Raw genomic sequence first — 20,856 nt, 5'->3', positions numbered from 1 at the left:
GCTCGGCCTTTGTCGGAATTTCGCCGCGGGCGGCGGGACAAAGGTGAAAATTTCGATGGAACCGGGCCCGGTTGGCTGCCAACCCAACGGCCTGCCGATTACGTCAAGCGTCGCCACCAAAGACGATCGCCTGCCGCCCTTCGGCGGTTCCCGCCTTCAACCGTTCCAGCGCGCTGGTCGCTTCCGACAGCGTAACGCGCTCTATTTGGGTCTCGAACGGCCGCGCCTCGTGCAGTTGGATAAGCTCGCGCATCTGCGCACGCGTGCCGACGCTCGTCCCCGTGATCCAGACGCCGCTCGCCGTGAGCCATTCCTGGTTCAGCGGCACCGGTTGCGGGACCATCGCCGCGGCGACGATCCTGCCGCGCGGACGGATGGCCGCGACCATCGCGTCCCAGCTTGCCGGCGTCGGGGCGAAATTGATGCAGACATGGGCACGCAGCGTCGCCGGCCAGTCGCCCGCCAGCCCTGGCGAGGCAAGCAGGACGTGGTCGGCGCCGAGCGAAGCCGCGAGGCGCAGCTTGGCCTCGTCGGTGTCGACCGCGACGACCCTGGCGCCGAGCCGCCGGGCGATCTGGATCGCATAGAGTCCGAGGCCGCCGCAGCCGAATATGGCACAGGTTTCGCCGGCTACGATGCCCGCCCGCCGCACCGCGCCAAAGGCGGTCAGGCCCGCGCACATCAACGGTGCCAGAACTGCCGCGTCGCCCGTGTCCGGCACACGGGCGGCAAAGCGCGCATCGGCCACGACATATTCGGCAAAAGTGCCGTCGACATCGAAGCCATGAGCCCGGTGATGCTGGCAGAAGGATTCCATGTCGGCGCGGCATTCCTCGCAATGGCCGCACGTGTCGTGAAGCCAGGCAACCCCGGCGCGCTCACCCAGGCGCCAGCCCTCGACGCCTGGCCCGAGTTCGACCACCCGTCCGACACCCTCATGGCCGAGAATCGCGGCCGGTTTCCCCGAAGCCGGCCGCAAATGCCCTTGCCACACATGCGCGTCGGTATGGCATATGCCGCTTGCTTCCAGCCGAACCAGTATTTCGCCAGGCCCTGGCGCCGGCCTTGGCACATTCACGATGCGCAACGGTTCCCCGGCGGCGTCCAGCACGGCTGCAAGCATGATCTGGCTCATCTACTGGCCGAGCGCGCTTTTCACGGCCGGCGCGGCTGGCTGGCCGTCGAAGGTCGAGACGCCGTCCAGCCATTTCGCCAGCTTGTCGGGATTTTGCTTCAGCATTTCGCGGGCGGCTTCGTCGGCGGATTTTCCCTCCCCCAGGATCATCCGCATGCCGTGGTTTTCGTAGCTGATATCGAAGGCCAGATTGGCGAACAGCCTGGCCGCGTTGGGGCATTGCGCCGAAAATCCCTTGCGGGCGATGGTGCGGACGGTGGCGCCGCCGAAATTCGGCCCGAACTCGACGTCGCCCCCCGACAAGTAAGTTATCTTGTAGTCGAGGTTCATCGGGTGCGGTTCCCAGCCGAGGAAGACGACCCAGCCCTTGTCCGCCACGGAATTGGCGACCTGCGTCAGCATTGCCGCCTCGCTGGACTCCACGACCTGCCAATCGCCCAGCCCGTGGCGGTTGGCGGCCACCATGTCGAGCAGCGGCTTGTTCGATCCCGCCTCGATGCCATAGATCTTGCGGCCGAACTTGTCGGCATGGGCAGCGAGATCGTCGAAGCTCTTTATCCCCTGGTCCGCTACGTATTGCGGTACCGCCAGCGTGTATTTGGCGCCCTCCAGGTTCACCCCCAGCACCTCGACGGACCCTTCGTCGAAATAGGATTTGTACTCCTCGTCCTGGACTGGCCGCCAGTTGCCCAGGAAGACGTCCATGTCGTTCTCCTTCAAGGCCGAATAGGCGACGCCAAGGCCAAGCAAGGTTTGCGAGGCGTCATATCCCAGAGCGTCGAGAATGACCTGCGCGGTGGTGTTGGTGAGGGCGATGTCGGTCCAGCCAAGATCGGCCATGCGGACCTTCTGGCATTGTGAAGCATCGGCAGCCAGGGCAGGCGAAGCGACGAGCCCCGCAAGCAAAGCGAAAACGAATGTCGTGCGCATTTTGGTTCCCCATTCTTTCTGCGTGAGACGAGCCTTCGGTAGAGGCTATGGGCTGGCCGCTATATGTCAATACAGAATCTTGTATGAGCGTACAAAAATCTAATTTGCTAGAAAGGATCATGGCGACTCACGGCAAGCGGACGAGAATCGAGGACATCAGGCGGGTCGAGCTGATCGCCGCCGCGCATCGCGTGTTCCTCGAACATGGGCTGCAAGGCATGACATCGGCCCGCATATGCCGCGAAGCCGGCATGTCGCCCGGCATTCTTGCCTATTATTTCAAGGGCAAGGACGAGGTGCTGTTCGGCATGGTGCGCTACAACAACCGCTTGCTGATGGAAGACGTCATCGCGCGGCTGGCGGCGGCACGGACCGGCTGGGCACGGCTGGAAGCGATCGTGGAAGGAAATTTTCCCGCCTCGGCCTTCACCCGCCCGATCGCCAATGCGTGGCTTTCGGTTTGCGCCGAGGCTGGCGCCAATCCGCAATATGCCCGGCTCCAGCGTTTGTTCTACCGGCGGCTGCGCTCCAACCTGGCTTCGGTGTTCGAAGGCATGTCCGATGCAACCCGTCTTCGGCAGGCAAGCCTGATCATCGCCGCCTTGATCGACGGGCTTTGGTTGCGCAAGGCGGCCGCCGACGATGTCGGTCGCGACGAGGCCATAGCCCTGGTCTTCAGCGGTATCCGCTCTCTGCTGAGGGAAGGTGAGGAGCAGCATTTGCGCCACGTGACGCGCTGAAGCGTCGTCAGGACGGATCTCCCGGCGCCATTTACCGCCATGCGGTTTGGAGTGAAAATGCCGGCGCGGACGGGCAGAAGGTTCGAAGTGAAACAGTTCGGGAGCCGGCACTTTGCGCAACATTGATTTCAGCTCCTGGCAAAACCTGCTGGTGACGCTTGTCGGGCTGGCGCTGTTCACGCTGATCAGCATCGGCATACGGCTGCTGATGATGTTCACCATCCAGCAGCGCCGCGAGCGTACGAACCGGCAGATCAATGAGCGCCTGCGTACGCTGATCGCGGCCTACAAGACGCTCGGCGGATCGTTCACCGGCAATCTGGCGGTCGATCCCGCCCATCTGCGTGACCTCAGGCGGGCCGAACGACCTGCCGTCGAGAACGATCCCGGACCAGCACTCGACCTGAGTGCCGAGCACGTCGCCGGATCGGAGCGAGCCCGCCGCATCCGCGATGCGGTCGAGGCCTGCCTGTCGGACATCCTGTTGCTCGGCACCGAAGAACAGGTGCGGCTGGCCGAGCGCGCCATCCGTGAGATGGTGGCGGGGCATCCCGTGCATACGCACGATCTCGTCGTTTCACTGCGCAACTTCATTCGCGAAGCCCTCGACCTCTCGCCGATCCCTTCCGATCTGGCGATCCCGCAACAAGGTCCCGCAAGGCCTTCGGCCTCCGGCGCCGCCCGCGGCAAGAATGAACGCGGCGGCGATACCGGCGGCGGCAAAGGCGGTGGCATGGGGGGTGGTGGTATGGGCGGCGGCGGTATGGGCGGCGGTTCAGGCGGCGGAAGCGGTGGCGCCGTGACCGACGACGCTTCCGAGGATCATCCGGTTCCGGGCCGGCGGCCTTAGGCCGGCGATCACTCCTGCGGCGTGCCCTTGCCGCTGCGGGCCCGGGGCGGAATGCTGTCCAGGGGACATGTCTTGCAGAGCGGCAGCGAGGCCATTCGGTATCTGAGGCAGCAGAGGCGTCGGCGACGCCGGCCCTCGTCCTGGCGCACCGGCTCGAACAGCTCGTTGCGGCGGCGGTCGGGCCACAGCCGGGTGGCGAACAACGCCCTGGCATCGGCAACTCCGGGATGGTTCTCGCCCAGCAGGCCGGCGCAATCCGCGACCACGCTTTCGGCGACATTACCGGCATTGCTCCACAAGGTCTTGGCCGGCAGGCCGCTGGCACGCGACGGCGCCGCGATCAACGGCGCCAGATGACCCGACATGAGCGGCGAGAAGCTTTGTTCGGCGCCGGAGAGCCTCTACGCGCTGCTTGTGCTGGCGGCGATCTGGCGGCTATGGCGATGGTTGGGCCGCGGCGAACCGAAACGGGCGCGATCGGCGGGGATGCACCTGGCGCTGCTGCTCGCCCTGCCGCTGATCGCTTGGCTGTTGGTCAATTCGATGCAACACAGCTGGCCCTGAGGTCCGCTCAACCCGCGTGCGCGGCAATCGCGCTCAGAAAGACAGCCCCGAACTCCTTGAGCTTTGCTGCTCCCACGCCATTCACTTCGGCGAAATCATCGAGGTCGCGCGGGCGGCGTTCGGCCATGTCGATCAACGTGCGGTCTGAGAACACCACATAGGCCGGCACCTGCCGCTCCTTGGCCAGCCGCAGTCTAAGCGTCTTGAGCGCCGCCAGCAGCGATGCATCCACGCCGCCCTCGACGCCGGCGGCGGTGCCTTCGCCGGACCGCTTCCTGCCACGCGCCAGAGGGTCGCGGTTCTCGACGCGATACCGGAATTCAACCTCGCCACGGCCGAGCGCGCGGCCGCTTTCGGAGATGGCGAGGCCGCCATGGCCCTCCGGGTCCGGGATCAGGAATCCGCCGGCGACCAGTTGCCGGATCAGCGATAGCCAAACCGTCTTCCTGTGCGCGGCGCCGGTGCCGAAACTGCTCAACGCCTGGTGGCTTCTCGTCAGCACCTTCTCGGTCTCATGCCCAAGCAGGATGTCGATGACATGGGCGGCACCGAAACGCTCGCCGCTCTGCGCGACCGCCGTCAGGATTTTCCGCGCCTCGGCGCTGCCATCGGCACGCGGCGCCTGGTCGACGCAATTGTCGCAATTGCCGCAAGGTTCCGCCTCTTCGCCGAAATAGCCGAGCAGCACCTGGCGCCGGCATTGCGCCGTCTCGCAATAGCCGATCAGCGTGTCGAGCCGGCGATGCGAGCGTCGCTTGTGCTCGGGCGCGGCGTCCTCGTCGTCGATGAAAAGCCGGCGCATGCGGATGTCGCCGAGGCCGTAGAGCATATGCGCCTCGGCGTTGCGCCCGTCGCGGCCGGCACGGCCGATTTCCTGATAATAGGCTTCCAGGCTGCCCGGCATGTCGGTGTGGAAGACATAGGCGACGTCGGGCTTGTCGATGCCCATGCCGAAGGCGATCGTCGCCACCATTACGACGCCGGACATGGTCATGAAGGCGTTCTGGTTGGCCTCGCGCGCCTCCTTGCTCATGCCGGCGTGATAGGCGAGCGCGCTGACGCCGTTCTTCTCGAGGAAGGCCGCCATCTCCTCGGTCTTCTTGCGCGACAGGCAATAGACGATACCGCTCTTGCCGGCGTGACGCTCGACGAAACGCAGCAATTGCCGCTTGCTGTCCTGTTTGGACTCAATCGCGAGCTTGATGTTTGGCCGGTCGAAACCGAGCACCAGCGTTTCGACCCGCTCGGCGAACAGCCGGGCGGCGATGTCGCCGCGCGTGCTCTCGTCGGCCGTCGCCGTCACCGCGATGATCGGCACATTGGCAAAGATGCCGCGCAACCGCGACAGATCCTCATATTCAGGCCGGAACGCCGGCCCCCATTGCGAAATGCAATGCGCCTCGTCGATGGCGATCAGGCTGACGTCGAGCCGGGAGAGCGCCTCCAGCATGCGTTCGGTCATCAGCCGCTCCGGCGCCAGATAGAGCAGCCGCGTCTGGCCCGATGCCACCCGGCGCCACGCCGCGACATTGGCCTCGCGGTCGAGCGAGGAATTGATGGTGTCTGCTGCGACGCCGGCGAGCCGCAGCGCCGCGACCTGATCCTGCATCAGCGCCACCAGCGGCGATATGACGAGGGTCAGCCCGCCCAGGACCAGCGCCGGCACCTGATAGCAGAGCGATTTGCCAGCACCAGTGGGCATGACAGCCAACACATGGCGCCCGTCCAGCAGCGCGTCCATGACATCGGCCTGGCCGGGACGGAAATCATCGAAGCCGAACACGTCCTTGAGGACGCGCCGCTTGGGGTCTTCCCGTTCTGCCGCAACGGCCGCCGGGGCCCGCATTACGGCATATCCTTGGTCGGCGCCCATACCGGCAAATCATATCCGAATTCTGCGCAGAAGCGCTCGACGCGAGCGAGAAATGCCGGCGACAGGGCCTTGAGATACGTCCGGAATTCCTCGTTCTTCTCCCATTTCCTCAACGAGACCACCCAGATCGGATTGTCCTTGTCTTCGCTGAAGCGAATCCGCGGCGTCAACCCGAACGACTGTGCGATCCTCTCCTGCACGGTATCGGGCGAGCCGACCATGTCTTCGTAGCGGACAAAGAGGATCCGCCTGTGCGGCTGGGCGTTCCTCAGCCTCGTCAGCGCATCGTATTCGGCTAGCCAGCGGTCTGGCGTGACGTGGAACCGGCGCTCGTTGCGTGTTTGCGGATGCGAGCTCGTCAGCGTGTCGAATGGATGGCGCAGGCAGTAGATCAGAGCGACGGGCGCAGGCAGCTTTGCCAGATGCGCAAAGCTGCGCGCGTCGCGCTTGACGACGAGGTTGGATTCCGGGCGGTCCAGCATATCCAACATCGTGTACCGCGCTTCCGGCGGATGGACAAAAATGTCGTCGAAACACCGCATCAGCCGTTGCGTCAGCGTCGTCCCGCTGCGCGCACAGCCCGCGATGAAAACTTTGTTGGCCGGCGTTGCTCGAACGTATGAGCGCTTTTGGCTGCGGCTTTTCATGGACTGCGGGATAAATCGCAGAAACTCCCGGGCAACCCTTCGCGCGGCCGCGCCAAACGCAGCCTCAAGCCAGTGTACTCCCTTCATCCGCGCTTCCACCCCAGACTGGTTGGTATTCTCGACCGAAGCCGCCTGCAAGGCTCGGCCCGGTGTTGCCCAGTCTCATCTGCCGTTTGCTCTCCCAATCCGAGCGCGCCCTTTTTCAAAGCCCTCTCGTCGACGCTACCTGCCTGCAACAGCGCGTCCATGACATCGGCTTGGCCGGGGCGGAAATCATCTAAGCCGAAGACGTCCTTGAGGACGCGCCGCTTGGGATCTTCGGCGCGAACGCTCGTAGCCTGTGCCTGCATCAGGCAGGCACCTGGCTGGGAGCGGCTTTTCGTGGATTGTAGAGGATGAGGAAAACGGCCAAGAGACCCTCCGCGTGACGTCTTGGAGTAGCGCAGCCGCCCTCGGAACACAACCGGAACGGTTGCTCTATACCCACTTTGCCGACCGGTGTACCATGCCCTGTGTAATCCCGGACGGATCGGCCTGCATCACCGGCTGCAACCCCTTTATGCCGCCTTGGTTACGCTATCCTGCCCCGGCCCGGCGAAAACCCCGCTGCCGATGCGCTGTGCCATATCCAGCAGCACATTGAGATCCGTGGCATCGGGCTGGATCAGCAGCTCCGAGGTGACGACGCGCGCGCCGCAATAATCGAAGATGCCATGGTCGATCTGTGTCTTCATGGCACCGAAATAACCATGCCGGGCGTAGGTTCGTTGGTCGGCACCGGCGCTGGCGACCAGGTGAACCGGGAGGCGTTGCAGCTTCTTGATCACTTTCCCGCCGGCATCGTCATAAGCCCAGCCATTGGCAAAAACGCGCTCGATCCACCCTTTGAGCAAGGCCGGCATCGACCACCAATAGACGGGGTAGACCAGCACCAGGGCGTCCGCCCGGTCGATGCGTGCCTGTTCGGCGGCGACGTCGTCGGGTTTCGGTATCTGTCGAAGATGAGCGCCTACATCGCCCGCCGTGAAGCGCGGATCGAACTGCTCGGCGGCGAGGTCCGCGAATTCCACCGTGTGAAGCGAATTCGGCTCGGCGATTCCCTGGGCGACACGCCTGCCCAACGCATGCGTGAACGAGCCGGGCTTGGGGTGTGCGACGACAATGAGCGCGTGCATGAAAAATCCTTTCTGATCGTTGCAGGCTGGCCGAGCAGGCTATATACTTTTAGTAACCTACTTTTAGTATATAAGAGTGTCAAGCGTGGCGGATCCCATTTCATCCGACGTCAAGGCAAGACGGCGCCTGTCGCGGCAGGACCGGCGCGAGCAGTTGGTTCGCGTCGCCTGGCAGTTGGTGCGGGAAGAAGGAACGGAGGCGCTTTCGCTGGGCCGGCTGGCCGAAAAGGCGGATGTCGCCAAGCCGGTTGTCTATGATCATTTCGGCACGCGCGCCGGTCTCCTGGCCGTGCTGTACCAGGATTTCGACGCCCGTCAGACGACACTGATGGACACCGCGCTGCGTGACAGTGCGCCGACCCTGACAAGCAAGGCGGCCGTCATCGCGTCCTCTTATGTCGATTGCGTCCTGCTGCAGGGTCGTGAAATCCCCGGCGTCATTGCGGCACTCGCGGGCTCTCCCGAACTCGAGCGGATCAAGCGGGACTATCGCACCGGCTTCATCGAGAAATGCCGCCGCGTGCTGGTCCCTTTCGCTGGAGATGGCGAGATTGCAACCGCCAGCCTGTGGGCGATGCTGGGCGCGGCGGACGCCGTGTCCGAAGCCGCCGCGACGGGAGATATCAGCGCCGGGCAAGCCCGCGACGAGCTGTACGAGACGATCATGGCGCTTGTCGCCAGGAGCCTTCATACGCGCGCTTCCCCCGGCATTCCTGAAAGGTGACGATCCGCCGGCATTGTCGGCGATGCGCCTTCCGCAGCGACATCAGGGCCCCGGCTGGATTCCGCCGCGCCGCGATGTAAGCTTGGTCCGACACGCCAGGGAGGGCGCGATGCTGCAGGTGAGACAGGATTTGCTGGGCGAACGGTTCCGGCTGCAGCGCGCCGCTTTCGAGAAGCAACCCTTTCCGGATCTTGGCCTGAGGAAGGACCGCCTCGAACGCCTGCTGGCGCTGACCGAGCGGCACGAGGCTGAAATCTGCGCCGCGATCGACACCGACTTCGGCGGCCGCTCGGCGCATGAAACCAGGCTTGCCGAACTGTTCGTCGTGCGCGCCGGCATCCGCCATGCGCTTTCCCATCTCCGCGGCTGGATGCGGGAGCGACGGGTCGCCACCACCTTGCCCTTCCTGCCGGGCAGGAACCGCCTTCTGCCGCAGCCGCTCGGGGTCGTCGGCATCGTATCGCCCTGGAACTATCCGTTCCAGCTTGCCGTCGCCCCGGTCACCGCTGCGCTCGCCGCCGGCAACCGCGTGCTGGTCAAGCCCTCCGAATTGACACCGGCTTTCTCCGCGCTGCTCGCCAGACTGGCAGGCGAACACTTCGCTCCGGATGAGCTCAGCGTCATCACCGGCGATGCCGAGATGGGCAAGGCTTTCGTCGCGATGCCGTTCGACCATCTGCTGTTCACCGGTTCGACCGCTGTCGGCCGCCAGGTCGCGATCGCCGCCGCCGCCAATCTGACCCCGGTCACGCTCGAACTCGGCGGCAAGTCGCCGGCGATCCTCGATCCGTCCTGCGATCTCGATGCGGCAACAGACAGCGTCGCCTATGGCAAATTATTGAACGCGGGGCAGACCTGCATCGCGCCCGACTATCTGCTGGTGCCCAAGGGGCAGGCGGGCGCGGTCGCCGCGAAGCTCGCAACGGCGGTGGCACGGCTCTACCCGACCCTGCGCGACAATCCCGACTATACGGCCATCATCAGCGACCGGCATTTTCAGCGCCTGCGCGCCATGATTGCGGAAGCCCGTGACGCCGGCGCCGATGTCGTCGAAATCAACCCGGCCGGCGAAGACCTCGGCACCGCCAGCCGAAAGCTGTTGCCGACCTTGGTCACCAATGCCGGTCCGGACCTGCGTTTGATGCGCGAGGAGATCTTCGGCCCGGTGCTGCCGATCGTCGAATACGCCACGCTCGACGATGCGATCGACCATGTGAACCGCGCCGACCGGCCGTTGGCGCTTTACTGGTTCGGGCGCGACGGCACCAACCGCCGGCGCGTCCTGCAAGAGACCACCGCCGGCGGCGTCACCATCAATGACTGCATGCTGCATCTGGTACAGGAGAACCAGCCTTTCGGCGGTGTCGGCGCCTCAGGCATGGGCGCCTATCATGGCGAGTGGGGTTTCCGCGCGTTCAGCAAGGAGAAGCCGGTTTTCCTGCAGTCGCGTCTCAGCGCGGGCGCTCTTCTGCGACCTCCCTACGGCAAGACATTCGAACGGCTTTTCGGCCTGCTCAGGCGCATCACCTGACAATTGTCACGGCTTCCATGCCGGAATACGAGGTCGGCGGCGGCGATATCTGTTGGCGCCTGCAGCTTTATGACGTTTGGCGCATATTAGCTCTGGATTCAGCCGGCATTTGCTGTCTTCTTGCACGACCTTCCCGAGCCTGTTGTCCCCTCGAAACCGACCCTAACGGATCCGCCTGGTCATGGATTTGCCCACGCCGCTGCTGATCTTCTACGTCCGCAACGACGCCCTCGGCGACGGGCTGCTGAGGATACCGGCATTGCGGGCGGCAAGAACGGCCTTTCCGCAAAGCCGGATCGTCTATGGCAGCATGCGCAAATCGTCGCTCACTGGCGTGCTGCGCAGACATGCGGCACCCCTGGTCGATGATTTCAGGACTGTTGTGCCGCTACCCGCCATCCTCGCGGAATTCAAACGGCACGGCAGGCCAATGACGGTCGTCGATTTCCGCACCGGCGTGCCAGGCCTGATGTTGACCAAACTGCGGCTCGCCGCACGCGGCGTTCGCTACGAACCCAACTTTGCCGGCCACCTCTTGTCCTCGCACTGGGGCGCCAGATGGACCTTGCGGCCCGAGCACAATGCCTGGCGCTATCACAGGCTCGTCGAACGCCTTGCTGGCCGGCACCTGCCATTCGACCACAGGCTGGAGGTTTCGCAGGCTGCCCGCATCTTGGCGGGCCAGCTACGCGGTGCGGACCAGCGCCCGCTGATCCTGCTTGGCGGCAATTCCAGGGGCAGCAACAAGATCATGAGCGACGCCCAGGTCGCCGCCATTGCCGGCAATCTCATCGAGGCAGGCTATCAGGTGCTGTATCTGGTCACCCCAGGCGACGGACCTACGCCGCAAAGCCTGGCTGCCAGGGAAAGCCGGCTGGCGACGATCGGCCCGGCTCTCGGGCTCGGTGTCGAGGAATTCGCAGACCTGTTGCTGGCACTCGGCGAAATGGCTGCCGCCTATGTCGGCATGGAAGGTGGCCTCGGCCACCTCTTCGCCACCGTCATGACGCCGACCGTCATCATCAACCACGGCGCCAACATCGAGCGGTGGCGGCCGCTGTCGAACAGCGTCGAGGTAGTGACCGCGCCAAAGCGCGGACGGTCGGCCTTTATTTCCGACACGCCGGTCGAGGCCATCCTCGAAGCCACGCATCGCCTGCTCGCCACCCGCCGCCGCGATCATCCGGAGCCGCCGTCGCTTTAAGTTTATATTCACCATGATCCGGCAGGTTTCGATCGCGCGGTGATGTTTCGAGTACCGCCCAGGCAAAAACCCGCGCTTCCCTGTGAAGTGCGGGTTTTTCATTGGCCAAAATCCTTGGGGCCACCGTTCAGGCGAGAAAATCGGCGCGGTACGGCGCGAAACTGTCGACCAGGCGTCCCGCCTCCAGCGCCTTGACACCGTGCACCAGGCCGGACGGCACGATGAAGCTGGCCCCGGTCTCCAGGATTTCGGTCCGCCCGTCGACAGTCACTTCGAAGCGGCCTTCGGCGACATAGCTTGCCTGGACATGCGGATGCGAATGCAGCGCGCCGACGCCGCCCTTGTCGAAGCCGAATTCGACCATCATCAATTCGTCGGTGGACAGCAGCACGCGCCGGCGGTTGCCGTCCGGAGTGGGCGTCCAGGCGCCCTCGCCGGCATGCGCGAAAATCTTCTGCTCGCTCATCGTCGTCTCCTCACCGCGCCAGCCAGCCGCCGTCCACCGGCATCACCGCGCCATGCATGTAGTTAGAAGCCGGCGCCAGCAGGAAGACGGCGGCATCGCCAATGTCTCCCGGCTCGCCCCAGCGACCCGCTGGAATGCGCCCGAGGATGGCGGCGCTGCGGTCGGGATCGTCGCGCAGTGCCTGCGTGTTGTTGGTCTCGATATAGCCCGGCGCTATGCCGTTGACGTTGATGCCCTTCGCCGCCCACTCGCAGGCGAGCAGCCGGGTGATGCCGAGCACGCCGTGCTTGGACGCCGTGTAGGACGCCACGCGGATGCCGCCCTGGAAACTCAGCACCGAGGCGATGTTGACGATCTTGCCCCGGCGTCCACCGGCCAGGACGCGCCGGGCAAAGGACTGGCACAGAAGAAAGACCGTCTTCAGATTGACGTCGATCACCTCGTCCCAATCGGCCTGGGTAAGTTCGACGGCATCGGCACGCCGGATGATGCCGGCATTGTTGACCAGCCCGTCGAGCGGCCCGCTGTCTTGCCAGACCCGGTCCAGCATCGACCCGGCCGCCGCCGTGTCCGCGAGGTCGGCGGCCACGGCCTCGAATTGCCCGCCGGCCTCGGAGACCCTGTGCGCCGTCTCTTCCATCGACGAACGGCCGACGCCGATTACCACGCCGCCGGCCCGCGCGATGGAGACCGCGATGCCTTGGCCGATGCCGGTGTTGGCGCCGGTCAACAGGATACGCTTGCCGGCCAGGCTGAAAGCCGAGAGGTCGCTCACCGCAACGCGTCCATGGCCACCGCATCGACATCGGTGTAGTCGACATTGTCGCCGGCCATCGCCCAGATGAAGGCGTAGTTGGAGGTGCCGGCGCCCGAATGGATCGACCAGCCCGGCGACAGCACCGCTTCCTCGTTGCGCATGACGATGTGGCGCGTCTCGTCCGGCTCGCCCATGAAGTGGAACACGCGCGCCGCGTCGGGCAGGTCGAAATAGAGATAGGCCTCCATGCGCCGGTCATGAACATGGCACGGCATCGTGTTCCAGATCGAGCCCGGCGCCAGCTGCGTCATGCCGACGACGAGCTGGCAGGTCCTTGTTCCCCCGGCATGGATGAACTGGAAGATCGAGCGCTCGTTGCAGGCCTCCTTGCTGCCGAGGTCGAGGCGCTTGGCGTCGCCAAGGCGGATCAGCCGGCCGGGATGAGCCTGATGCGCCGGTGCGCTGAGCAGATAGAATTTGGCCGGATTGTCCTTATCGGCCGAGGCGAACGAAACGTTGTCGGTACCCATGCCGAGATAGAGCATGTCGCGCGCCTGCAACTCGAAGGACTGGTCGCCGGCTTCGATCGTGCCTGCGCCGCCGATATTGACGGCGATCAGTTCGCGCCGGTCGAGAAAATTCCTGGTGCCGGTCGGCTTGATCGCTTCCAGCGGCAATGCCGTCGCCATCGGCACCGCGCCGCCGACGATCATGCGGTCATAATGGGTGTAGGTCAGGCTGACGCGTCCGGGCTGGAAGAGGTCGTCGAGATGGAAGTTATGGCGCAGTTCATCCGTTCCCATGGCGGCGGCCGCGACCGGATCGATGGCGAAGCGCGATGTGTAGTCTGTCTGGTTCTGGCTCATCTCTGTCCTGCTTTGCGGTGGATCATTCGCCGGCGGCCGCCTTGACCGAATTGGCGTAGTAGGCTTGCCGCGCCTGCAGGCGTTCGCGGTAGCGCTGCTGGCTGGCGCCGAGATGGGCGCGCATCGCCTCGCGCGCTGCCTCGGCATCGCCCGCCGTGATGGCGTTCAGGATCACCAGGTGTTCGCGCTGCAGCCCGCGCTGGTAATCGTCGGACTGGACGAGCTCGGTCGACCAGGGCGAGGTCACGTCGCACGGAATGGCGCGCCGGCCGAGCACGTCGAGCATCTCGACATAGAACGGATTGTTGGTGGCGCTGGCGATCGCGCGATGGAAGGCAAGGTCCGCCGGACCCGTCGGCTGGCTGTCGAGCAGCAGCCGCTCGAACTCGAAGAAGGCTTCCTGGATCGCCGCCTCCTGTGCGGCGTTGCGACGGATGGCGGCAAGCCCGGCCGATTCGATCTCCACCGCCAGGCGCACCTCGAGCACGTTGAGCGCGACGGAATCCTTGGCTCCCATGTCGGCGGCCAGCGCCCCGAACACGGTCGAGATGTGCTCGGTGACGAAGACACCGGCACCTTGCCTGGGCTCGACGAGCCCATCGGCCGCAAGCTTGGCCAGCGCTTCGCGGATGACGGTGCGGCTGACGCCGAAGGTTTCGGTCAGCTGGCCTTCGGTCGGCAATTTGTGGCCGGGCAGGATCTCGCCCGCCTGCAATTGCCTGCGGATCGCCGCCACGACGGTTTCCGACAGTTTCGGTTTTCTCTCGACCCTGAGATCGGGTGCGGCGTCGGACATGTGGCGATCTCCTAATGGAACAGGCTCGGCAGCCACAATGAAATCACCGGTATGTAGGTGACAAGCATCAGCACGACGAAGGCGGCACCATAGAACGGCCAGATCGAGCGCATCGCGGTCCAGATCGGGATGCGGCCGATGGCGCAGCTGACGAACAGGACGGCGCCGACTGGTGGCGTGCAAAGGCCGATACCGAGATTAAGGATGAGGATCACGCCGAAATGCACGGGGTCGACGCCATAGGCCATGACGACAGGCAGGAAGATCGGCGTCGTGATGATGATCAGAGGCGACATGTCCATGAAGGTGCCGAGGATAAGCAATACGATGTTGATCAACAGCAGGATGACCAGCTTGTTGTCGGACACCGACTGCAAGAAGGCCACCAGCGCGGCCGGCACCCTGAGATAGGCGAGCAGCCAGCCGAAGGCCGCCGCGCAGCCGATGATCATCAGCACCATGGCGGTGGTCCGCACCGAGGCAGTCGTCGCCGCGACGAAGTCGCCCCAGTTCATCGAGCGGTAGATGATCAGCGTCACCAGGAAGGCGTAGACGATGGCAATGCAGGAGCTCTCGGTCGCAGTGAAGACGCCGGACCTGACGCCGCCGAAGATGATGGCGATCAGTATGAGGCCGGGAATGGCGGCGACAAGCAGTTGCAAGGCCCGACCGAAGCCGGCGAAGGGCTCAGTCGGATAGCCGCGGCGGCTCGCGACCCAATAGGCCGTCACCATCAGTGACAGCGCCAGCAGCAGACCCGGCAGCACGCCCGCCGTGAACAGGTCCGCGATCGAGATACGGCCACCGGCGGAGATCGAATAGATGATCATGTTGTGCGAGGGCGGGATCAAGAGCGCGATGATGGCGCCGACAGAGGTGATGTTCACGGCGTAATCGATGCCGTAGCCGCGCGCCTTCATCTGCGGGATCATCAGCCCGCCGACCGCCGACGCATCCGCCACCGCCGAGCCTGAAATGCCGCCGAACATGGTCGACGCCGCGATGTTGACCTGCCCCAGACCGCCGCGCAAATGGCCGACCAGCGATCCCGCCAGCGCGACCAGCCGCGCGGCGATGCCGCCGCGCACCATCAGGTCGCCGGCGAAGATGAAGAAGGGGATGGCCATCAGCGAAAAAACGCTGACGCCGGAATTGAGCCGCTGAAACACCACGACCGGCGGCAGGCCGAGCGTAAGGATCGTCGCGAAGCTGGCGACGCCGAGGCAAAACGCGATCGGCGTGCCGATGACCAAAAGGAACACGAAGGTGCCGAAGAGGACCGTAAGAGCCATGATTCAGGGTTCCTCGCCGGTTGCATGGATGTCGGCGTCGACGGGCAGGCCGGCAAAACGCCCGGCCAGTCGTTCCAGCGAAAACAGGCAGACCAGCGCACCGCCGAGGATGACGGGCAGGAAGCTGACGCCGCCCGGCAAGGCCAGCGAAGGCATAACCGTGTTCCAGGTCAGCCTGGCCAGTTGCACGCCATAGACGATCATGCCGGCGCCGAAGGCCAGCACGACAAGATCGGAAATGCTGCGCAGCACCGCCTTGGCCGAAACGGGCAGGACATAGAGCAGCACGTCGAAGCCCAGATGCGTGCGTTCGCGCACGCCGACGGCAGCACCGAGGAAAATGAACCAGCCCATCAGCAGCACCGAGAAGGATTCGGTCCAGCTCGGCGAGCGGTTCAGCACATAGCGCGAGAAGACCTGCCAGAAGATGATGATCGTCATCAGCGTCAGCCCCGCGCCGCTGACCCAGAGGGCCAACCGGGCAAGCCCTGACAGGATGCGCTCCGTACCCAGCCAGAACCCTCGCATGGCCGGCTCGCCCGAAAGCAGCGCGGAGGTCTCCGTGCTGCCTGGTCCGTTACGCCTGGCGTTCATTTCTCGGCCTGTATCCGCGCGGCCAGGTCCTTCAGTTCAGGCGTCGACAGGTACTTGTCGTAGACCGGCTTCATCGCGTCGATCAGCGGCTGTTTGTCGATCTCACTGACCTTGACGCCCGCGGCCTCGACGATGCCGCGCGACTTTTTCTCCTGCGCGTCCCAGAGTTCACGCATCTTGACGACGCTGTCCTTGGCCGCCTGGCGCACGATCGCCTGGTCTTCCGGCGACAGCTTGTCCCAGCTTGCCTTCGACATGACCAGCACTTCCGGCACGATTTGATGCTCGTCCATCGTATAATGCTTGGCGACTTCGTAGTGCTTTGCGGATTCGAAACTCGGCCAGTTGTTTTCGGCACCGTCGATGACACCGGTCTGTAGCGCCGAATAGACTTCGCCATAGGCCATCGGCGTGGCATTGGCGCCAAGCGCGTTGACCATGTCGACGAACACGTCGGACTGGATGACGCGGAACTTCATGCCTTTCATGTCCGCCATCGAGGTGATGTCCTTCTTGGTGTTGTAGAAGGAACGCGCGCCGGAATCGTAGAAAGCCAGACCGACGAGATCATGGGCCTCGAACGCCTTCAGGATCTGATCGCCGACCGGCCCGTCCATGACGTGACGCATGTGCTCGACCGAGCGGAACATGTAGGGCAGCGATGGCACCGCGGTTTCCGGAACGATGCCGTTGAACGGCCCCATCGAGACGCGGTCGAGATCGATGACGCCGGCCTGGGTCTGCTCGATCGTGTCCTTTTCCTCGCCGAGCTGTGCCGAGTGATAGACCTCGATCGAATACCGGCCGGCGGTGCGCTGCTTGATCAGGTCACCCATGTATTTGACCGCTTCGACGGTCGGATAGCCGTCCGGATGCGTGTCCGAGGATCGCAGCACGGTTTCGGCATTGGCGATGCCGATCAGCAGCGAGCCGAAGGCGAGTGTGGCTGCCGTCAATCTGGAAAAATGCAACATGACTTCCTCCCTTTGAAAATCAGGGCGTCCGGCTCAGAGCCGGTACGCCTTCTTGGCAAGCGTAGAGGCAAGCTCCTTCGCCAGTTCGTGCGCCTCCTCCTCCCGAAGGCGATGTTCTGCGACGAGGCGCGCCAGGAACGCGCAGTCGACCCGGCGCGCCAGATCGTGACGGGCCGGTATCGAGGGAAAGGCGCGCGTGTCGTCGTTGAAGCCGACCGTGTTGTAGAAACCGGCGGTCTCCGTGGTCATCTCGCGGAAGCGGCGCATGCCTTCCGGACTGTCGTGGAACCACCAGGCTGGGCCGAGCTTCAGCGCCGGATAGATGCCGGCCAGCGGCGCCAGCTCGCGCGCATAACTGGTTTCGTCGAGCGTGAAGAGAATGACGGTGAGGTTGCGCTCCAGCCCTACGCAGTCGAGCAACGGCTTCAGCGCCGTGACATAGTCGGTGCGGGTCGGGATATCGAAGCCCTTGTCCCTGCCGAATCTTTGGAAAATGCCGGGCGAATGATTGCGCCAGGAGCCGGGGTGGATTTGCATCACCAGCCCGTCATCCCGGCTCATCTTGGCCATCTCGGTCAGCATCTGGGCGCGAAACAGCTTGCGCTCGCGCTCATCCTGCGAGCCGGCGCGGACTCGGTTGAACAGTTCCCGCGCCGCCGCGTCGGAAAGATTGGCGGTCTCGGCCGTCGGGTGGCCGTGGTCCGAAGAGGTCGCGCCGAAGTTCTTGAAGAAGGCACGGCGCTGGCGATGCGCGTCGAGATAGCCGGCCCAGCTGCCAGTGTCGCAGCCGGTGATCTCGCCCAGCCGGTCGAGATTGACCGAGAACCCTTCGAAGTCCGGATCGACCACGGCATCCGGCCGATAGGCGGTGATGACCCGGCCCTCCCAGCCGCTGTCGCGGATCATCTTGTGCCATTTGAGATCGTCGAGCGCGCCTTCGGTCGTCGCGATAACCTCGATGTTGAAGCGCTCGAACAGGGCGCGAGGGCGATAGTTCTCCCACTGCAGCACGGTCGCGATCGTGTCGTAGTGGCGGTCCGCCGTCGCGGCGCTCAGCGGCTCTTCGATGCCGAACAGATGCGCCAGCACATGGTCGAACCAAAGCCGGGTCGGCGTGCCGCGAAACAGATGGTAATGCTCGGCGAAGCGGCGCCAGATTGTCCTGCCGTCGGTCTCGACCGGGGCGCCGTCCAGTGTCGGCACGCCGAGCTCCTCCAGCCGCACACCCTGGCTGAACAGCATGCGGAAAATATAGTGGTCCGGCACGATCAGCAGTTGTGCCGGATCGGGGAAAGGCTCGTTCAGCGCATACCAGCGCGGGTCGGTATGGCCATGCGGACTGACGATCGGCAGGTCCTTGACCCCCGCGTAAAGATCGCGGGCGATCGAGAGCGAACCGGCCTCGGCTGGAAACAGCAAATCCGCATTGGTCAGTGCCACGGCCGTCCTCCCAGGGTCGCTATCGGTATGGCCGGCCAGAAGTAATGTCAACATACAAAAATTGGATTGTTGTATGATGACTTTTGAACGAAGCTGAGCATTGTGACCAGGCGCGGCGAGTGTTACGCCGCTTGCGATCCGCCTTCGGGATTTCCAGCCGTTCCATGAGATGAGTGCGCGCACCGATGACAGACCATCGCCTTTCCAACCGCTCGGCACAGGCATTGCCGGCCGGGGTCGCAGCGCCGCGATATGATCGCGCGTCGGTCACGCCCGGCATCGTGCATCTCGGCGTTGGCGCCTTCCACCGCGCCCACCAGGCCGCCTATGTGGACGAGTGCCTGGCGGCCGGCGAGACGGGCTGGGGCATAACGGGCGTCTCGTTGCGCAGCGCCGATACACGCGACGCGCTGGCGCCGCAGGACGGGCTCTACACCCTGGCGGTCCGCGACAGCGGCGGGGAAACGCTTGATGTCGTCGGCGCTATCGGGCGGCTGCTGGTGGCGCCGGAAGATCCGGCCGCGGTGCTGGCGGCGTTGACCGATCCGCGCACCCGCATCGTGACGCTGACCATCACCGAGAAGGCCTATCTCAGGGCCGCCGGCGGCGGACTGGACGCCACGCACCCGGACATCGTCCACGACCTGGCCAATCCGCAAAGACCGAAGACGGCGCATGGTTTTCTGACCGAGGCGCTCGCCAGGAGGCTGGCCGCCGGCACCCCGCCTTTCACCGTGCTCTGTTGCGACAACCTGCCGGCCAATGGCGCCACCTTGCACCGGCTGCTGATTGAGTTCGCCACGCTGCGCGATGCCGGTGCCGGTTCCCGGGACGATGCCGCGATCGCCGGCCACATCGCCGGCCAGGTGGCATTTCCCTCCAGCATGGTCGACCGCATCGTGCCGGCCACGACCGACGCCGACCGCGCGCGGATATCAGGCGAACTTGGCGTCGAGGACGCCTGGCCCGTCATGACCGAACCCTTCCGGCAATGGGTGATCGAGGACAATTTCCCGACGGGCCGTCCGGCCTGGGAAAAATTCGGTGTCACCATGGTCGGCGATGTCGCGCCCTTCGAGGACATGAAGCTGAGGCTGCTCAACGGCGCGCATTCGGCGATCGCCTATCTCGGCCTGCTCCGCAACCATGCCACCGTCGACCGCGCCTTCGCCGATCCGGCGATCAGGCAGTTCGTCGATGCGCTCTGGGCGGAGGCCATACCCACGCTGCCCGACGATGCCGGGCTCGACACATCGGCCTACACGGCCGAGCTCACCGAGCGTTTTTCGAACACCGCACTTGCCCACCGCACGGCGCAGATCGCCAATGACGGCAGCCAGAAACTGCCGCAGCGCATCATCGCCTCCGCCATCGAGAGCCTCGAGGCCGGTACCGAGTTCGTGCACCTGACGCTGGTGGTGGCCGCCTGGATCGCCGCCTGCGCGGCGCGGGGAAAGACCTTGCCGGAAGGTCATTTCACCGATCCGCTGGATACGTCCCTGACCGCACTTTTGAGCCAGCAACTGCCGGCGAACGAAACCGTGACGGCGGTGTTCGACCTGACCGGCTTCGCCAGGGATCACGCCGAGCGCCTGACGCTCATCGAACTCGTGGCAGTCCATCTCGTCCACCTGCGCCGGGACGGCACGACCTTGGCCTTCGCCGCGCTCGGCATCGAATAGAATCCGCCGTAGCGTTTCATATCGGCGACAAGACCCGCCATCCCCTTGAGCTATCCCCACCCGATAAACAAAAAAGCGGGGCAAGGCCCCGCTTTTTAATCCATCATCCAAGGGGAATCTCAGGCCGGCAGGATGGCGCCTTCCAGCGTGGTCAGCTGGCTGAGGAATTGTTCGGCCTTGCTGCGCGACTGATCGTCCTTGGCGTCGGCGGCGTCTTCCTTGGCTTCCTGGATACGGCGCGCCAGATCGGCACGGTCGACATCCTTCACGGCGACGGCCGATTCCGCCAGCAGCGTGCAGCCGGCCGGAACGATGTCGGCGAAGCCGCCGAACACCACGTAACGCTCTTCACTGCCGGAGGAGTTCTTCACCGTGACGACGCCCGGCTTGATCGTGGTCATGACCGGAGCGTGATGCGCCATGACGGTCATCTCGCCCTCGGCGCCCGGAATGACGACGGATTCGACCTCGGCGGAAACCAGCAGGCGCTCCGGCGAGACCAGTTCGAACTTGAAAGCTTCAGCCATGATCAAATTAGTGAGTAGGGAATAGTGAGTAGGAAGTAGGGAGAGAGGGCAACCGCCCGATAACCCGGCTTCTATTCACTACTGACTAC

General features: G+C 64.6%; 22 protein-coding genes. 7 read left to right on the top strand and 15 right to left on the bottom strand.

Features of this window, described 5'->3' with window-relative positions; translation table 11 throughout:
• Positions 1-103: 103 nt before the first annotated feature.
• Both FJ967_RS28670 and choX read right to left on the bottom strand, forming a co-directional pair.
• Positions 104-1,135, bottom strand: coding sequence for an alcohol dehydrogenase catalytic domain-containing protein (locus FJ967_RS28670; protein ID WP_140735673.1), 1,032 nt, complete (start codon positions 1,133-1,135; stop codon positions 104-106).
• On the bottom strand, positions 1,136-2,065 hold the full coding sequence (gene choX, locus FJ967_RS28665) for a choline ABC transporter substrate-binding protein (RefSeq protein ID WP_140735672.1): 930 nt from the start codon (positions 2,063-2,065) through the stop codon (positions 1,136-1,138). It abuts the gene before it with no gap.
• Positions 2,066-2,184: 119 nt separating this feature from the next.
• Between choX and betI the strand changes: the two genes are divergently transcribed.
• On the top strand, positions 2,185-2,805 hold the full coding sequence (betI, locus tag FJ967_RS28660; RefSeq protein ID WP_181176180.1) for a transcriptional regulator BetI: 621 nt from the start codon (positions 2,185-2,187) through the stop codon (positions 2,803-2,805).
• Between the two features lie 112 nt (positions 2,806-2,917).
• Positions 2,918-3,655 carry a hypothetical protein gene (locus FJ967_RS28655; protein WP_181176179.1) on the top strand — a complete coding sequence of 246 codons (738 nt, stop codon included), beginning with the start codon at positions 2,918-2,920 and terminating at the stop codon, positions 3,653-3,655.
• An 8-nt stretch (positions 3,656-3,663) separates the two neighbouring features.
• Here FJ967_RS28655 and fhuF read toward each other — a convergent pair whose 3' ends face one another.
• Positions 3,664-4,020 (bottom strand): siderophore-iron reductase FhuF, encoded by a 357-nt coding sequence (gene fhuF, locus FJ967_RS28645; RefSeq protein WP_140735670.1) that lies wholly within the window; start codon positions 4,018-4,020, stop codon positions 3,664-3,666.
• Between fhuF and FJ967_RS28640 the strand changes: the two genes are divergently transcribed.
• Complete coding sequence (locus tag FJ967_RS28640; protein ID WP_140735669.1) at positions 4,019-4,219, top strand: hypothetical protein; 201 nt, start codon at positions 4,019-4,021, stop codon at positions 4,217-4,219. The genes fhuF and FJ967_RS28640 overlap by 2 nt on opposite strands.
• Positions 4,220-4,226: 7 nt before the next feature.
• On the opposite strand, the gene recQ is transcribed toward FJ967_RS28640, so the two are convergent.
• From recQ to FJ967_RS28625, 3 genes are all read right to left on the bottom strand, one after another.
• The gene (gene recQ / locus FJ967_RS28635; RefSeq protein WP_140735668.1) at positions 4,227-6,065 is read right to left on the bottom strand and encodes a DNA helicase RecQ; all 1,839 of its coding nucleotides are present in this window, start codon (positions 6,063-6,065) and stop codon (positions 4,227-4,229) included.
• Positions 6,065-6,826 (bottom strand): sulfotransferase, encoded by a 762-nt coding sequence (locus FJ967_RS28630; protein WP_140735667.1) that lies wholly within the window; start codon positions 6,824-6,826, stop codon positions 6,065-6,067. Before FJ967_RS28630 ends, recQ begins: the two co-directional genes overlap by 1 nt.
• A 470-nt stretch (positions 6,827-7,296) precedes the next feature.
• Positions 7,297-7,914 carry an NAD(P)H-dependent oxidoreductase gene (locus tag FJ967_RS28625; RefSeq protein WP_140735666.1) on the bottom strand — a complete coding sequence of 206 codons (618 nt, stop codon included), beginning with the start codon at positions 7,912-7,914 and terminating at the stop codon, positions 7,297-7,299.
• 85 nt (positions 7,915-7,999) lie between these two features.
• Here FJ967_RS28625 and FJ967_RS28620 point away from each other — a divergent pair, with 85 nt between their 5' ends.
• The 3 genes from FJ967_RS28620 (at position 8,000) to FJ967_RS28610 (ending at position 11,373) form a co-directional block, all read left to right on the top strand.
• A complete protein-coding gene (locus FJ967_RS28620; RefSeq protein WP_246675423.1) occupies positions 8,000-8,638 on the top strand; it encodes a TetR family transcriptional regulator in 639 nt (212 codons plus the stop codon).
• Positions 8,639-8,747: 109 nt separating this feature from the next.
• Positions 8,748-10,169: a coniferyl aldehyde dehydrogenase gene (locus tag FJ967_RS28615; protein WP_140735664.1), complete on the top strand. Its 1,422-nt coding sequence runs from the start codon at positions 8,748-8,750 to the stop codon at positions 10,167-10,169.
• 181 nt (positions 10,170-10,350) lie between these two features.
• A complete protein-coding gene (locus FJ967_RS28610) occupies positions 10,351-11,373 on the top strand; it encodes a glycosyltransferase family 9 protein (RefSeq protein ID WP_140735663.1) in 1,023 nt (340 codons plus the stop codon).
• A 127-nt stretch (positions 11,374-11,500) separates the two neighbouring features.
• On the opposite strand, the gene FJ967_RS28605 is transcribed toward FJ967_RS28610, so the two are convergent.
• The 8 genes from FJ967_RS28605 to uxaC all read right to left on the bottom strand — a co-directional run bounded on the left by FJ967_RS28605 (position 11,501) and on the right by uxaC (position 18,612).
• Positions 11,501-11,839, bottom strand: a complete 339-nt coding sequence (locus FJ967_RS28605) for a cupin domain-containing protein (RefSeq protein WP_140735662.1) — start codon at positions 11,837-11,839, stop codon at positions 11,501-11,503.
• 10 nt (positions 11,840-11,849) lie between these two features.
• On the bottom strand, positions 11,850-12,614 hold the full coding sequence (gene kduD / locus FJ967_RS28600; RefSeq protein ID WP_140735661.1) for a 2-dehydro-3-deoxy-D-gluconate 5-dehydrogenase KduD: 765 nt from the start codon (positions 12,612-12,614) through the stop codon (positions 11,850-11,852).
• Positions 12,611-13,462, bottom strand: coding sequence for a 5-dehydro-4-deoxy-D-glucuronate isomerase (kduI, locus tag FJ967_RS28595; RefSeq protein WP_140735660.1), 852 nt, complete (start codon positions 13,460-13,462; stop codon positions 12,611-12,613). The genes kduD and kduI overlap by 4 nt, the downstream gene beginning before the upstream one ends.
• A gap of 22 nt (positions 13,463-13,484) precedes the next feature.
• Positions 13,485-14,258 carry a FadR/GntR family transcriptional regulator gene (locus tag FJ967_RS28590; protein WP_140735659.1) on the bottom strand — a complete coding sequence of 258 codons (774 nt, stop codon included), beginning with the start codon at positions 14,256-14,258 and terminating at the stop codon, positions 13,485-13,487.
• Between the two features lie 11 nt (positions 14,259-14,269).
• Complete coding sequence (locus tag FJ967_RS28585) at positions 14,270-15,550, bottom strand: TRAP transporter large permease (protein WP_140735658.1); 1,281 nt, start codon at positions 15,548-15,550, stop codon at positions 14,270-14,272.
• A 3-nt stretch (positions 15,551-15,553) separates the two neighbouring features.
• Positions 15,554-16,078, bottom strand: coding sequence for a TRAP transporter small permease (locus tag FJ967_RS28580; protein WP_140735705.1), 525 nt, complete (start codon positions 16,076-16,078; stop codon positions 15,554-15,556).
• Positions 16,079-16,140: 62 nt separating this feature from the next.
• On the bottom strand, positions 16,141-17,118 hold the full coding sequence (locus FJ967_RS28575) for a TRAP transporter substrate-binding protein (RefSeq protein ID WP_140735657.1): 978 nt from the start codon (positions 17,116-17,118) through the stop codon (positions 16,141-16,143).
• Between the two features lie 33 nt (positions 17,119-17,151).
• On the bottom strand, positions 17,152-18,612 hold the full coding sequence (gene uxaC, locus FJ967_RS28570) for a glucuronate isomerase (RefSeq protein ID WP_181176178.1): 1,461 nt from the start codon (positions 18,610-18,612) through the stop codon (positions 17,152-17,154).
• A 131-nt stretch (positions 18,613-18,743) separates the two neighbouring features.
• Between uxaC and FJ967_RS28565 the strand changes: the two genes are divergently transcribed.
• On the top strand, positions 18,744-20,240 hold the full coding sequence (locus tag FJ967_RS28565; protein WP_140735655.1) for a mannitol dehydrogenase family protein: 1,497 nt from the start codon (positions 18,744-18,746) through the stop codon (positions 20,238-20,240).
• Between the two features lie 119 nt (positions 20,241-20,359).
• Here the strand turns inward: FJ967_RS28565 and FJ967_RS28560 are convergent, their stop codons facing one another.
• Positions 20,360-20,767: a F0F1 ATP synthase subunit epsilon gene (locus FJ967_RS28560; protein ID WP_140735654.1), complete on the bottom strand. Its 408-nt coding sequence runs from the start codon at positions 20,765-20,767 to the stop codon at positions 20,360-20,362.
• Positions 20,768-20,856 lie beyond the last annotated feature (89 nt).

This window comes from Mesorhizobium sp. B2-3-4, from assembly GCF_006442315.1.
GTDB lineage: Bacteria > Pseudomonadota > Alphaproteobacteria > Rhizobiales > Rhizobiaceae > Mesorhizobium.
The sequence above is the reverse complement of the archived record's forward strand: the minus strand, read 5'-3'. Positions and strand labels throughout refer to the sequence as shown.

Coding starts and splice junctions, on each gene's coding strand:
- FJ967_RS28670 (WP_140735673.1), bottom strand. CDS start 1,135: ATGAGCCAGATCATGCTTGCAGCCGTGCTGGACGCCGCCGGGGAACCG.
- choX (WP_140735672.1), bottom strand. CDS start 2,065: ATGCGCACGACATTCGTTTTCGCTTTGCTTGCGGGGCTCGTCGCTTCG.
- betI (WP_181176180.1), top strand. CDS start 2,185: ATGGCGACTCACGGCAAGCGGACGAGAATCGAGGACATCAGGCGGGTC.
- FJ967_RS28640 (WP_140735669.1), top strand. CDS start 4,019: ATGAGCGGCGAGAAGCTTTGTTCGGCGCCGGAGAGCCTCTACGCGCTG.
- fhuF (WP_140735670.1), bottom strand. CDS start 4,020: ATGTCGGGTCATCTGGCGCCGTTGATCGCGGCGCCGTCGCGTGCCAGC.
- recQ (WP_140735668.1), bottom strand. CDS start 6,065: ATGCGGGCCCCGGCGGCCGTTGCGGCAGAACGGGAAGACCCCAAGCGG.
- FJ967_RS28630 (WP_140735667.1), bottom strand. CDS start 6,826: ATGAAGGGAGTACACTGGCTTGAGGCTGCGTTTGGCGCGGCCGCGCGA.
- FJ967_RS28625 (WP_140735666.1), bottom strand. CDS start 7,914: ATGCACGCGCTCATTGTCGTCGCACACCCCAAGCCCGGCTCGTTCACG.
- FJ967_RS28615 (WP_140735664.1), top strand. CDS start 8,748: ATGCTGCAGGTGAGACAGGATTTGCTGGGCGAACGGTTCCGGCTGCAG.
- FJ967_RS28610 (WP_140735663.1), top strand. CDS start 10,351: ATGGATTTGCCCACGCCGCTGCTGATCTTCTACGTCCGCAACGACGCC.
- FJ967_RS28605 (WP_140735662.1), bottom strand. CDS start 11,839: ATGAGCGAGCAGAAGATTTTCGCGCATGCCGGCGAGGGCGCCTGGACG.
- kduI (WP_140735660.1), bottom strand. CDS start 13,462: ATGAGCCAGAACCAGACAGACTACACATCGCGCTTCGCCATCGATCCG.
- FJ967_RS28590 (WP_140735659.1), bottom strand. CDS start 14,258: ATGTCCGACGCCGCACCCGATCTCAGGGTCGAGAGAAAACCGAAACTG.
- FJ967_RS28585 (WP_140735658.1), bottom strand. CDS start 15,550: ATGGCTCTTACGGTCCTCTTCGGCACCTTCGTGTTCCTTTTGGTCATC.
- FJ967_RS28580 (WP_140735705.1), bottom strand. CDS start 16,078: ATGCGAGGGTTCTGGCTGGGTACGGAGCGCATCCTGTCAGGGCTTGCC.
- FJ967_RS28575 (WP_140735657.1), bottom strand. CDS start 17,118: ATGTTGCATTTTTCCAGATTGACGGCAGCCACACTCGCCTTCGGCTCG.
- uxaC (WP_181176178.1), bottom strand. CDS start 18,612: ATGTTGACATTACTTCTGGCCGGCCATACCGATAGCGACCCTGGGAGG.
- FJ967_RS28565 (WP_140735655.1), top strand. CDS start 18,744: ATGACAGACCATCGCCTTTCCAACCGCTCGGCACAGGCATTGCCGGCC.
- FJ967_RS28560 (WP_140735654.1), bottom strand. CDS start 20,767: ATGGCTGAAGCTTTCAAGTTCGAACTGGTCTCGCCGGAGCGCCTGCTG.